The organism is Pararhodobacter oceanensis, from assembly GCF_003076755.1.
GTDB classification, from domain to species: Bacteria; Pseudomonadota; Alphaproteobacteria; order Rhodobacterales; family Rhodobacteraceae; genus Pararhodobacter; species Pararhodobacter oceanensis.
Genome location: NZ_QDKM01000001.1, coordinates 518,352 through 530,950, shown reverse-complemented (window position 1 = coordinate 530,950; position 12,599 = coordinate 518,352). Strand labels below are relative to the sequence as shown.

The 12,599-nt window shown below is 62.7% G+C and carries 11 protein-coding genes and 1 tRNA gene; 5 read left to right on the top strand and 7 right to left on the bottom strand.

Features of this window, described 5'->3' with window-relative positions:
- Positions 1-121: 121 nt before the first annotated feature.
- The 4 genes from DDE20_RS02350 to DDE20_RS02335 form a co-directional block, all read right to left on the bottom strand.
- Positions 122-976 (bottom strand): hypothetical protein, encoded by an 855-nt coding sequence (locus tag DDE20_RS02350; protein WP_116556823.1) that lies wholly within the window; start codon positions 974-976, stop codon positions 122-124.
- A gap of 113 nt (positions 977-1,089) precedes the next feature.
- Entirely contained in the window at positions 1,090-1,518 is a 429-nt protein-coding gene (locus tag DDE20_RS02345; protein WP_116556822.1) for a hypothetical protein, read from the bottom strand.
- Between the two features lie 596 nt (positions 1,519-2,114).
- The gene (gene glnA, locus DDE20_RS02340; RefSeq protein WP_116556821.1) at positions 2,115-3,521 is read right to left on the bottom strand and encodes a type I glutamate--ammonia ligase; all 1,407 of its coding nucleotides are present in this window, start codon (positions 3,519-3,521) and stop codon (positions 2,115-2,117) included.
- 76 nt (positions 3,522-3,597) lie between these two features.
- Complete coding sequence (locus DDE20_RS02335) at positions 3,598-3,936, bottom strand: P-II family nitrogen regulator (protein ID WP_116556820.1); 339 nt, start codon at positions 3,934-3,936, stop codon at positions 3,598-3,600.
- A 207-nt stretch (positions 3,937-4,143) separates the two neighbouring features.
- On the opposite strand from DDE20_RS02335, the gene DDE20_RS02330 reads away from it, so the two are divergent.
- Complete coding sequence (locus DDE20_RS02330; protein WP_116556819.1) at positions 4,144-5,667, top strand: NAD(P)H-hydrate dehydratase; 1,524 nt, start codon at positions 4,144-4,146, stop codon at positions 5,665-5,667.
- A 108-nt stretch (positions 5,668-5,775) separates the two neighbouring features.
- Here the strand turns inward: DDE20_RS02330 and DDE20_RS02325 are convergent, their stop codons facing one another.
- Positions 5,776-6,279, bottom strand: a complete 504-nt coding sequence (locus tag DDE20_RS02325) for a Hint domain-containing protein (protein ID WP_165814399.1) — start codon at positions 6,277-6,279, stop codon at positions 5,776-5,778.
- A 130-nt stretch (positions 6,280-6,409) separates the two neighbouring features.
- Here DDE20_RS02325 and DDE20_RS02320 point away from each other — a divergent pair.
- A tRNA-Leu gene (locus DDE20_RS02320) sits at positions 6,410-6,493 on the top strand.
- Between the two features lie 45 nt (positions 6,494-6,538).
- On the opposite strand, the gene DDE20_RS02315 is transcribed toward DDE20_RS02320, so the two are convergent.
- Complete coding sequence (locus DDE20_RS02315) at positions 6,539-7,105, bottom strand: UbiX family flavin prenyltransferase (RefSeq protein WP_116556817.1); 567 nt, start codon at positions 7,103-7,105, stop codon at positions 6,539-6,541.
- A gap of 520 nt (positions 7,106-7,625) precedes the next feature.
- Between DDE20_RS02315 and tig the strand changes: the two genes are divergently transcribed.
- The gene (gene tig, locus DDE20_RS02310) at positions 7,626-8,957 is read left to right on the top strand and encodes a trigger factor (RefSeq protein WP_116556816.1); all 1,332 of its coding nucleotides are present in this window, start codon (positions 7,626-7,628) and stop codon (positions 8,955-8,957) included.
- A gap of 157 nt (positions 8,958-9,114) precedes the next feature.
- Positions 9,115-9,834 carry a transmembrane-type terpene cyclase gene (locus tag DDE20_RS02305; protein ID WP_116556815.1) on the top strand — a complete coding sequence of 240 codons (720 nt, stop codon included), beginning with the start codon at positions 9,115-9,117 and terminating at the stop codon, positions 9,832-9,834.
- A 131-nt stretch (positions 9,835-9,965) separates the two neighbouring features.
- Here DDE20_RS02305 and DDE20_RS02300 read toward each other — a convergent pair whose 3' ends face one another.
- Complete coding sequence (locus tag DDE20_RS02300) at positions 9,966-11,096, bottom strand: acyl-CoA dehydrogenase family protein (protein ID WP_116556814.1); 1,131 nt, start codon at positions 11,094-11,096, stop codon at positions 9,966-9,968.
- A gap of 129 nt (positions 11,097-11,225) precedes the next feature.
- Between DDE20_RS02300 and radA the strand changes: the two genes are divergently transcribed.
- On the top strand, positions 11,226-12,584 hold the full coding sequence (gene radA / locus DDE20_RS02295; RefSeq protein WP_116556813.1) for a DNA repair protein RadA: 1,359 nt from the start codon (positions 11,226-11,228) through the stop codon (positions 12,582-12,584).
- Positions 12,585-12,599: the final 15 nt, after the last annotated feature.

The following is a 12,599-nucleotide window of genomic DNA, read 5'->3' as shown; positions in this document are numbered from 1 at the left end:
CCGAGGCGCCCGTAGCTGGGCGCGCATCAGGGGCGGCACCTCGGGACGCTTTCGCGCTTGTCGTAAGGCATAAAGCGCCCATTCACCCACGGCGAGGCGTCAGGGGCGGCCATCAGGGGCGCTAAAGCGGCAACCACTGGCCCAGAACCTGCGGCAGGAACAGCCCCAGCACTGCCACCGCCACAAACAACCCCAGCCGGCCGCGGCGCGGCGCATCCGGTGCGACCACCGGCGCCCGCAGTGCCGCGACCACCTCACTATCCGCCCCCTCCAGCCGTGGCAGCACCTTGGGCCGCTGCGGCTGGTGGCTGCCAAACACCCGCCCGCCCGACCGCCCTTCGGCGCGCGCGCTGCGGCTTTGGGGGGGCAGGCGGATCGGCTGTGTGGTCAGGCCGGGACGCGCGGCGCGGGCGCGGTTTGCCCCGGTGATTAGCAGGGGCTGCCCCGGCGGCGCCCCACGGCGCAGGATATCGGGATCGGCGCGGATAAACTCGGTTTTCGACAGCAACAACCCGCCCGGCTGCCAGATCATCAGCAAGGGCGGCGCCGCTTCAATCACCGGCAGCAGACAGAGCCGCCCTTTGCGCACCAGCTCCTGCTCGGCCTCCAGCTCATCCGCCAGCGGTGGCCCGCGACGGCGCAGCAAAAACCCCAGCGCATGGCTGTGTCCGCGCAGATTGCGCAGCAGATGGACTTTCGAGAAATCCGGCCGCTCTTCGTCGCTATACAACGCCGCCGGGCGAAACAATTGCGTCATTGCATGTTCGGGGATCGGCGTGTCGGCGATGGTTAATGCCAGTTCGAACTGATCCGCGCGCAGCCGCATGGACCGCGCACCCAGCCGCAGCCCGGATATGCGGTGTCCATCGGAACGCAAATCGTCGACGAGAAACTGCATCGAGGCCACAAGGTCGGGTGGCGGGTCATTGGGGCCAAACAATAAGGTCGCCCCGACAATGCCCTGACCATTTCGCATGTCGTCCTTCCTGCCCCGAAAACGTCGCGGGGCAGGAGCAGATTACACGTCGCGGGCGCGCGAGGCTTGCGCGAAGTGCTTAAAATCCTAAGGGTTGCGGCTCAAAGCCCGCCTCACAATACCCCGAGGTCATAGAGCGCGCGCATCACCATAAAGCTGATATCGCGGCCAAACGAGGTGTTGCGCAGCACCGCATAGGCGATGACGCCAAAGATGATCAGCGTCGGCAGCCAGCTTTTGCGCGGTTTCTGGATCACCGGCGGCGCCGCGCCGGTGCTGGCGGGCGCTGGCGTCTGCACCGCAGCCGCCTCATTCGATTGCCCCCAGGGCGTCGCCGCTGGCGTGTTCTGGGCCGTGCTGTCAGCCTGGGTTTCTGAACGTTTCCGCTTGCTCGAGACCCGGCGCCGCGCCGCGGGTTCGCTCTGGCTTTGCAGCGGCTGCAACTCATAGGCGGCATGATCCACCGGCGCCAATAGATAGGTATTGCGCTGCCGGTGTTTGTTCGACGGGTGGCGCACGTCAAGGGGATGATATTTGCTCATGCCGGTCTCATACCGCTCTCCTGCCGGGCGCCTGTTGCTCCCTCTGACACCGGTATACCGCAAAAGCCGCGCCGTGGAAGCGCCCTTCGCGCCTGCGCCCTGTTTGGCCCGGGGGCACACCTTTCCGCCCCTTTCCACGCACGGGATAGCTTTCGCCGCCTCACCATCCACCTGTTTGGCCCGTGGGAACCACGGGCCGCGCCCGACCCTCCCCCCGGGAGGGCGCTTGGCGATGTCCTTCCCAGCGCAACCGACACACATGCTTTGAAGCGCCGCGCGTCGTTCCAAGCGCTCATCCGCCCACCCAGGATCGGGCGCGTCCCTTTCCGCTTTACTCACAAGCAGGCTAACACTCAGGCCCGTGCCACCCACGGGCCGCGCCCGACCCTTCCCCTCGGGAGGGCGCTTGGCGATGTCCTTCCCAGCGCAACCAACACCCATGCTTTGAAGTGCCGCGCGCCGTTCAGAGCTCGCGCGCGCCCACCCAGTGTCGGACGCACCCCTCATCGCTGCGCAGCAAAAAGGGCGCCCCGAAGGCGCCCTTTCCGTCATTCTCAACCTGTGATCCGCCGGATTAGCGCCAGATCACCCGCCGATCAGCAGCTATAATACATCTGGAATTCTACCGGATGCGGCGTGTGCTCATAGGCGTAAACCTCGTCCCATTTCAGCGCCATATAGCCGTCCAGCTGGTCCTTGGTGAACACATCTCCGGCCAGCAGGAACTCGTGATCCTTCTCCAGCTCCTCCAGCGCCTCGCGCAGCGAGCCACAAACGGTGGGGATCGCGGCCAGTTCTTCGGGCGGCAGATCATAAAGATCCTTATCCGAGGCGGCGCCCGGGTCGATCTTGTGTTTGATCCCGTCAAGCCCGGCCATCAAGAGCGCGGCAAAGCACAGATAGGGGTTCGCGGCGGGGTCGGGGAAGCGTGCCTCGACGCGCTTGGCCTTGGGCGATTCGGTCCACGGAATGCGCACACAGCCCGAGCGGTTGCGCGCCGAATAGGCCCGCAGAACCGGCGCCTCGAACCCGGGGATCAGCCGCTTGTAGCTGTTGGTCGAGGGGTTGGTGATCGCGTTCAGCGCCTTGGCGTGCTTCAGAATGCCGCCGATGAAATACAGCGCCTCCTGCGACAGATCAGCGTATTTATCGCCTGCAAACAAGGGCTTGCCGTCTTTCCAGATCGACATATTCACATGCATCCCCGAGCCGTTATCACCGGCAATCGGCTTTGGCATGAAGGTCGCGGTCTTGCCGTAGGCATGGGCGACATTATGGATGATGTATTTGTATTTCTGGATCTCGTCGGCCTGTTCGGTCAGCCCGCCAAAGACCAGCCCCAGCTCGTGCTGACAGGTGGCAACCTCGTGGTGGTGCTTGTCCACCTTCATCCCGATCGCCTTCATCGTCGACAGCATTTCCGAGCGGATATCCTGCGCGTCGTCAACCGGGTTGACCGGGAAATACCCGCCCTTGAGCTTCGAGCGATGAGCCAGATTGCCGCCCTCGAATTCGGTGTCGGTGTTCCAGGCGGCGGATTCCGCATCGACCGAAAAGCCGACTTTGCCCGGGGTCACCGCATAGCGCACATCGTCGAACAGGAAGAACTCGGCCTCGGGGCCGAAAAACGCCTGATCGCCGATGCCGGAGGACTTCAGATACGCCTCGGCCTTGATCGCCGTGCCGCGCGGGTCGCGGGCATAGGGCTCGCCGGTGTCGGGCTCGACCACATTGCAGTGGATGGCCAGCGTTTTCTCGGCGTAAAACGGATCCACATAGCTGCTTTCGGTGTCCGGCATCAGCTTCATGTCGGATTGGTCAATCGACTTCCAACCGGCAATCGACGAGCCGTCGAACATAAAGCCTTCTTCCAGAAAATCCTCGTCAATCAGGTCGTTGACGATGGTGACATGCTGCAGCTTGCCGCGCGGATCGGTAAAGCGGACATCGACATATTCGATGCCTTCATCTTTGATTTTCTTCAGAACTTTCTCAACGCTCATTGGTTTCCCCTGAGTTGCAGTTATGCGTGTTTGACTAATTTCCCGGCGTCATGCTGGTTGTGATCACAGCGCGTGATCACACCGCGTCTTCGCCGGTTTCGCCGGTGCGGATACGGATCACCTGCTCGACCGGCGAGACGAAAATCTTGCCGTCGCCGATCTTGTCGGTGCGCGCTGCCGAGATGATCGCCTCGATCGCGTCATCGACCAGATCATCTTGCAGCACGACTTCGATTTTCACTTTCGGCAGGAAATCGACGACATATTCCGCCCCGCGATACAGCTCGGTATGGCCCTTCTGGCGCCCGAACCCTTTGACCTCGATCACCGAGAGCCCCTGAATCCCGATATCCTGCAGCGCCTCCTTCACATCGTCGAGTTTGAACGGCTTGATGATGGCTTCGATTTTTTTCATCTGCAGGCTCCGGTGGTCAGGATCGGGTCGGCGGTTATGCTGTCTTGCGCTGTTCAGACCACGTTCACAGCGCCCTCACAATCGACTAACCTCCTGCCGGGGCGGGAGTTCCCGCCAAATGGGCGAAATTCGAGCGTTTTGCTTAAAATCTAGGCAAATCGCCCGCGAAATATGCAGGATTTGAATGCAATTCACCGGAATTGGCGGATGACAGGGCAGATACCGGATATCGTGACCACCGCGCAGATGCGCGCCCTCGAGCAGAGGGCGATCGCGGCGGGTGAGGTCAGCGGATTAACCTTGATGGAGCGCGCGGGCGAGGGCGTTGTCAAGGCAATCATCGCGCATGCCCCCGAAGCAAACCGCGCCGTGGTGCTCTGCGGCAAGGGCAATAATGGCGGCGACGGGTTCGTCATCGCGCGGCTCTTGGCGGCGCGCGGCTGGCAGGTGCGGGTCTGTGCGCTGACCGCCGAAACCTTGAGCGCTGGCCAGATCCCCGTGGGCGACGCCGGCGAAAACGCCCGCCGCTGGCTCGCCGCAGGGCAGGGGGTGTATCCGCTGACCGCCGAGGCGATCCGCGACGGTCTTTCCGAGGGCGCGGTGCTGATCGACGCGCTCTTGGGCATCGGTCAAAGCCGCAGCCCCGAGGCGCTACTCGCCCCCGTCCATACCGCCAGCGCAGAATTCACGCGCCTCACCCGCGTCGCCGTCGATCTGCCCACCGGCCTGTGTAGCGACAGCGGGCGCTGGCTGTGCGACGCGCCCTTCCGCGCCGATCTCACCGTCACTTTCCACGCCCCCAAACCCTGCCATATGCTGGCCGAAGGCCCCGAGATTTGCGGCGCCCTCGAGATCGCACCCTTGGGCCTGCGGCCCGAGCCGGGCATCCCCCTGATCACCGGGCCGCTCTGTAATCTTGGTAAATCCGGCGGCCATAAATTCTCGCACGGGCATGCTTTGGTGCTCTCGGGCGGCTCGGGCAGGGGCGGTGCCGCCCGTCTGGCGGCGCGCGCGGCTTTGCGCATCGGCGCCGGTCTGGTGACTTTGGGTTGCCCGAGGGCGGCGATCCCTGAGAACGCCGCGCGGCTCGATGCGGTGATGCTGACGCCGGTTGATACTGCTGATGACCTCGCCACCAGCCTCAGCGACCCACGGATCAGCGCGCTTCTCCTCGGTCCCGGACTGGGCCTCGACGCCCGCGCCCATGCGCTTGTCGATGTGGCGCTGCGCGATACACGCCCCTGCGTCCTCGATGCCGATGCGTTAACCTTAATCGCGGGCGACGCCGCCCTGCGCGCGCATCTCCACGCGGGCTGCATCCTCACCCCGCATGGCGGCGAATTCGCCCGTCTCTTCCCCGATTTGAGCGCACGCATGCGCGGATCCGGCGGCCCCTCACGGATCGACGCCGCAACAGAGGCCGCGCAGGAATTGGGGGTCACATTGCTGATGAAAGGGCCGGATACGGTGATCGCCGGTCCGAACGGGCGCTGCGCCCTCCATGCCGCCCTGCGCGAGCGCGCCGTGCCATGGCTCGCCACCGCGGGCGCCGGAGATGTGCTCGCGGGTCTGATCGCCGGACTTCTGGCGCGCGGCATGCCCGGTTTCGAGGCCGCCGCCAGCGCCGCCTATCTCCATGCCAGCGCCGCACAGGTTTTCGGCCCCGGATTGATCGCCGAGGATCTGCACGAGGCGATTCCTCAGGTGCTGCGCGGGCTAATAGCGCACTGACCAATATCTGTGAAATGTCGTACCGGGGTGAGGATACAATGGCCCTGCAAATCCCTCGCGCCGGTCGGTAAATTCAGGTTAACCGGTTAATCCGAACCGCGAACATCCTTAATGCAACAGCCCCGTCGCAAGGATCCCCGGCGCCGGTGTCGGCGCGCTCGCCACTTTCAACCCATCGGCCCAAAGCACCTGCGGATCGTCAAAATGCAGCCGGATCAGCCGCACCGCTTCGCGCCGCTCACGGGTTACATGCAGGTCATCAACCATCGAGGCCGCCGGTGTCAGCATCGAGTCGCGCCCATGTAAAATCTGCGCGCGCCAGTCATGCACCAGCACCTGTTGATGCATCGGCACCACCAAATCCCGCAATCTTCCCAATGCCGAAGGGGCGAAACAGACCACATCGATATCCTGCGCCTCGACCAGCGAGGTGCCGCGCAATTCGACCAATCCATTGCTCACCGTGGCGACCCGGTCCCCGGCCAGCAGATATTCCACCGGCAATTCTCCATCCGCCGTGCGCACCACCGTGCCCGCCAGCAATCCCGTTGGCCGCGCCCGCGCCGAGACCCGGGGCACCGGAACGAGGGAGGGGGTAAATTGTTGAAACATGGTGAATACCTGACAATGACCTATCGTTTCCATATTGGAACCAATGATGGTGAAAATATGTCAGCACTCTCGCGATTTCGGGGCTTTTGCTCTCGCCTTACCGCGGCAAGGTTGCTATCAGAGCGCCGATGCGGGTGTGGCGGAACTGGTAGACGCACCAGATTTAGGTTCTGGCGCCTTTGGCGTGGGGGTTCGAGTCCCTTCACCCGCACCATTTTCAACAAGGTTAACACGATTGCGCTGATGCGCCTCGCGCCTCTCAGTCCTTCCAGCGATTCACCACCTGCGCGTCGATGCCGAACAGATCGAGGATGCGGCCGAGGCTGTGATCGATGATCTGCGCCAGCGTCGTGGGGCGGGTGTAGAAGGCGGGCACCGGCGGGGCGATGATCGCGCCCATCTCGGCGAGCTGCGCCATCGTGCGCAGATGCCCTCGATGCAGCGGTGTTTCGCGCACCATCAGCACCAGTTTTCGCTGCTCTTTCAACGTCACATCCGCCGCGCGGGTCAGCAGCCCCGAGGTCACACCGCTGGCGATTTCGGACATCGAACGCACCGAACAGGGGGCGACGATCATCCCCATGGTGCGAAACGAGCCGCTGGCGATCCCCGCCGCGATGTCGCCCGCCGCGTGCACCTGACTGGCCAGGGCCTGGACCTGCGCCAGTTTCAGCGAGGTCTCATGCGCCAGAGTGATCTCGGCGGCGGCAGAGATCACCAGATGGGATTCGATGCCGAGCTCGCGCAGGATTTCCAACAGGCGCACCCCGTAGATGACCCCCGAGGCGCCCGAAATCCCCACCACCATACGCTGCGGGGCGCTCATTGCTGCGATCCGGTCTGCGGGTGAAATTGTGCTGCGATATCAGTGGTGAACGGGGTGTTGCGCATGGATGAAAGGGCTCCAATCTGAAACGGGGAGGGGGCAGACAGCACCCAACCGGACGCGCCCGAACCGCGCAGCCTCTGTCCCACGCGATATCACCCGCCCGCAATCCCGCATCCTGTCGCAGGGGGCGTTAACCTTCCCGTCGCTCCGCCGCCCGCCGGTTCCAAGACCGGGTGCGATTCGACATATAGATCGCCTGCGCGCGCGCCGCAGCGAGAGGTACCAATACCCGATACCAATGAGGCAGGCCAATCCGCATCATCCGCCGGAATGGTTGCGCAACCGTTAACCGCCCCGTGGCAGCCACTCGCCCACGTCCGAAAACCCCGCAAACAGCGCCCCGGAGCCCGGTTTGACGCCAGATTCAGGGTTGATCCCCCTTCGCGCGCCAACTACTAAGGCGCTGAATTTATCAGGCTGCCGTCCGGGTGGCCTGCCAGCATATGCGAGGAACCAGATGCAAGTCACCGAAACCCTGAACGACGGCCTGAAGCGCGGCTATACGATCACCGTGCCCGCGGCTGATTTGGACGCGAAGGTGGACGAAAAGCTGCGCGAGGCCCAGCCGGAAGTCGAAATCAAGGGCTTTCGCAAGGGCAAGGTCCCGATGGCGATGCTGAAAAAGCAGTTCGGCCAGCGCCTGATGGGCGAAGCCATGCAGGAAGCCGTCGATGGCGCGATGCAGGCGCATTTCGAGGAAACCGGTGACCGTCCGGCGGCGCAACCGGCGGTGGAAATGCAGAACGGCGAAGAGTGGAAAGAGGGCGACGATGTCGTCGTCTCGATGAGCTATGAAGCCCTGCCGACCATCGAAGCCCCTGATTTCTCGGGTATTTCACTGGAGCGTTTGGCGGTCAAAGCCGATGACGCAGCGGTCGATGAGGCGCTGGAAAACCTCGCCAAACAGGCGCAGGCTTTTGACGACAAAGACGGCGCTGCCGAAGACGGCGATCAGGTGGTCTTTGACTTCACCGGCTCGATCGACGGCGAGGAATTCGAGGGCGGCGCGGCCAGCGACTACCCGCTGGTTCTGGGCTCGGGCCAGTTCATCCCCGGCTTTGAAGAGCAGCTGACCGGCGTCAAAGCCGGCGAGGAAAAAGACGTCAAAGTCTCCTTCCCCGAAGAATACGGCGCCGAGCATCTGGCCGGTAAAGAGGCGGTTTTCGCCTGCACGATCAAAGCCGTCAAAGGCCCGGTCGACCCGGAAATTAACGATGAATTGGCCAGCAAATTCGGCGCCGAATCACTCGACGCGCTGAAGGGCCAGATCCGCGAAGGTCTGGAAGGCGAATACGCACAGGCCGCCCGCGCCATCGTCAAACGCGCGCTGCTCGACGAGCTGGACAAAGCGGTGACCTTCGAGCTGCCGCCGAGCCTGGTTGACGCCGAAGCCTCGCAGATCGCGCATTCGATCTGGCATGACGAAAACCCCGATGTCACCGACCACAACCATGACCCGATCGAGCCGACCGACGAGCACCGCACGCTCGCCGAGCGCCGCGTCAAACTGGGACTGTTGCTGGCCGAGGTTGGCAGCAAGGCCGAGGTCGAAGTGACCGACGCCGAGATGTCGCAAGCGGTGATGTCGCAGGCCCGCCAGTATCCGGGTCAAGAGCGTGAGTTCTTTGAATTCGTTCAGAAAAACCCGCAGATGCAGCAGCAGCTGCGCGCCCCGCTGTTCGAGGACAAAGTGGTCGATCTGATCCTGACGCAGGCCAATGTGTCGGAAAAGGAAGTCTCGAAAGACGATCTCAAGGCGGCTCTGGATGCGTTGGAAGACGAATCCTGAGACCCTGATCTCCAACCTTGAGTTGGGGTGAACACAGAAACCCCGTGCCATAAGGTGCGGGGTTTTGCATATGTGGGGCGTATATTTTACGCTCTGCAAAAGTTCTAATGCCGCGCATTATCTGGTTTGAAACCCATTTTTGAGCAGAGTTAATTCTATGGATACGCCGACGATTATTTCCTCGCATCTTGCGACTTATGGCTGGACGCTGACCTATATCGCCATCGCATATCGCGGTTTTCAGGACAAATCTTACGGTATGCCGATTGTCGCGCTCTCGCTTAATCTGCCATGGGAGATCATCTTTGCCTATGTGATCACCCCCCATGGCAGCGCCGACAGTCTACTGGTGCCCTATGGTGCGTTAAAAGCGCAGGGGGCTTTTACCCTTTGGGCGACGCTGGATCTGCTGATCCTCTATACCTATTTCAAATACGGCTATAAGTATTTCGAGACCCAATATAATATCAGCAAAGCGCAATGGATCATCTTCAGCCTTGCTATGCTGACATTCGGCACCGCGATTGTTTATAATGGCGGGATGTTCTTCATGCAGTTTGAGGAATATTTCAACCACGACCAGATTGAGGGCGCCAAGGTGATTGCCTTTGCCCAGAACGCCTTGATGTCGATTGCCTTTATCGCGATGTTCTACGCCCGTGGCGGCAGTGTCGAGGGGCAGAGTTTTACCATCGCTTGGGCGAAATGGATCGGCACATCGATGTCCGGCGGGATCGCCTATATTATCGCGCGGCCCGATGAATGGTATTTTGTCGGCACTTTCATCATCGCGATTTTTATTGCCGATCTTTATTACATGTTCATCATCTACCGCGCCCTGCGCCGCAAAGGGATTAACCCCTGGACGCGGCTGTAGCATTGACCTGTTAAAATGAAACGCAGGGTGCATTTCACCCTGCGTTATTGCTATAAGCGCCTGCGGCGCGGTCTTGGGGCTCTGCCCCAAACCCCGGGATATTTATGGCACTAAGTGGGAGGGCGCCGGGATCAGGTGTTGAGCGCCCGCGCGATGATCAGTTTCTGGATATCCGAGGTGCCCTCATAAATCTGGCAGACGCGGACATCTCGGGCGATGCGTTCGAGGCCGGTTTCGACCATATAGCCCATACCGCCGAAGGTCTGTAGCGCGCCGGAGACTATCCGCTCGGCGGCCTCGGAGGCATAGAGTTTCGCCATCGCCGCCTCGGTCAGGCAGGGGATGCCGGCATCTTTCAGCCGCGCGGCATGTAGGGTTAACTGCCGCGCTGCCTCAAGCTGGGTGGCGAGATCGGCGAGCCGGAATCCCACCGCTTGATGGTTAATGATGGCGCTGCCGAAGGTCTGCCGCTCTTGCGCATACCCCACCGCCGCGTCCAGTGCCGCCTGCGCCATGCCCACCGATTGCGAGGCGATGCCGATCCGGCCGGTTTCGAGGCTGGCGAGTGCGATCTTATAGCCCTGACCCTCGTCACCGATGCGCATCGCGTCGCTGATCTCGACATCGGTATAGCGCAGCGCACAGGTGTCCGAGGCGCGCTGGCCCATCTTCGCCTCAACGCGGGCGACCTCAAAGCCCGCGCTGTCGGTGGGGACCAAAAACGCGGTGATGCCGGATTTTCCCTCCGCCCCCTCCATCCGCGCGAATGTGATCACAAAGCGCCCGATTTTGCCCGAGGTGATGAATTCCTTCGTGCCGTTCAGCACATAGCCGCCCTGCACCCTGCGCGCTGTGCTGCGGATTGCGCTGGCATCCGAGCCCGCCTGGGTTTCGGTCAGCGCAAAGGCGCCGATGAACTCCCCGCGCGCGGCGGGGCGCAGCACCTCGTCTTTGTGCTGCTCCGAACCGAAGCGCTCAATGATCGCGTTGAACGGCGCGTTATGCACGCTCATCACCGTCGAGATCGCGCCATCGCCCGCCGCCACCTCCATCAGCGCCAGCGCGTAGCTGACGTAATCTGCGCCCGCGCCGTCGAAATCAGGGTTAACGGTCATCCCCAGAAACCCCAATTCACCCATTTCGCGCAGGATCTCGGGCTCGATCGTGCCGCTGGCGTCGCGCGCAGCGGCGCCGGGGGCCAGTCGGTCACGGGCGAAAGCGCGGGCGGTGTCGCGGATCAATTTCTGGTCTTCGGTTAACATAGTTGTCTCCGGTCAGGGTCTGGCGGACTATCCCGAGGGGTTTTTGCCGCGTCAATGCTGATCTTGCCCGCGCGCTTGCAAGATGACGGGGTGGCTTGCGTCAGGCGGGAGGGCGGGCGATAACGCCTCATGGCCAAATCACCCGCACAATTCACCTGCACCGCCTGTGGTGGCATCCACCGCAAATGGAGCGGGCGCTGCGACGCCTGTGGCGCGTGGAATTCCATCGTCGAAGAGGCGCCGCTGGGCACCGGTCCCAAGGGCGGCGTCGGGCGCGGCAAGACCATTGAGCTGAGCACCCTGCAAACCAAAGAGGCGCCGCCGCCGCGCACCCTTTCCGGCGTGGCGGAATTTGACCGCGTGTTGGGCGGCGGGTTGGTGCCGGCCTCGGCGATCTTGGTTGGCGGCGATCCGGGGATCGGGAAATCGACGCTCTTGTTACAGGCGGTGGCCGCATTTGCGCGCAAGGGATTGAAATGCCTCTATATCTCCGGCGAAGAAGCCTCGGCGCAGGTGCGTATGCGGGCCTCTCGGCTGGGGCTGGATGATGCGCCGGTGCAATTGGGCGCCGAGACCAATCTGCGCGACATCTTAACCACGTTGGACGCCGAGCGTCCCGATCTGGTGATCATCGATTCGATCCAGACCATGTGGCTGGATTCGGTGGCCAGCGCCCCCGGATCGGTGGCACAATTGCGCGCCGCCTCTCATGAATTGGTGACATTTGCCAAGAAGCGGGGTGTCTCGGTGGTGCTGGTCGGCCATGTCACCAAAGACGGGCAGATCGCGGGCCCGCGGGTGATCGAGCATATGGTCGATTGCGTGCTTTATTTCGAGGGCGAGCGCGGCCATCAATTCCGCATCCTGCGGGCGGTGAAAAACCGCTTTGGCCCCGCCGACGAGATCGGCGTCTTCGAGATGACCGGCGCCGGCTTGGCCGAAGTGCCCAACCCTTCGGCGCTGTTTCTCTCGGAACGCGGCGAACCGGCGGCGGGCTCGGTGGTTTTTGCCGGTATCGAGGGCACGCGCCCAATGTTGACCGAAATTCAGGCGCTGGTCTCGGCCTCGCCGCTGTCGATGCCGCGGCGCACGGTGGTCGGGCTGGATTCGGGGCGGCTTTCGACAATTCTTGCGGTGCTCGAGGCGCGTTGCGGCATCCCCTTTGCCGGGTTGGACGTGTTTTTGAACGTCGCCGGCGGCATGCGGGTGCATGAACCCGCCGCCGATCTGGCCGTCGCCGCCGCGCTTTTGGGCGCGCGCGAAGATGTTGCGCTGCCCGCCGATACGGTGGTATTCGGGGAAATCTCGCTGTCGGGCGCCTTGCGTCCGGTCAGCCAGAGCGAAAACAGGTTGAAAGAGGCGCAAAAACTTGGTTTCACCAGCGCCATGTTACCGGCGGGCGGGAAACCGGGGTCGGGCAACGGGGTCGGTTTGCGGCAAATGGCCGATTTGACCGGTTTCGTTGGCGAGGTTTTTGGCGCAGGTTGACGCCTAAGGAGCGGA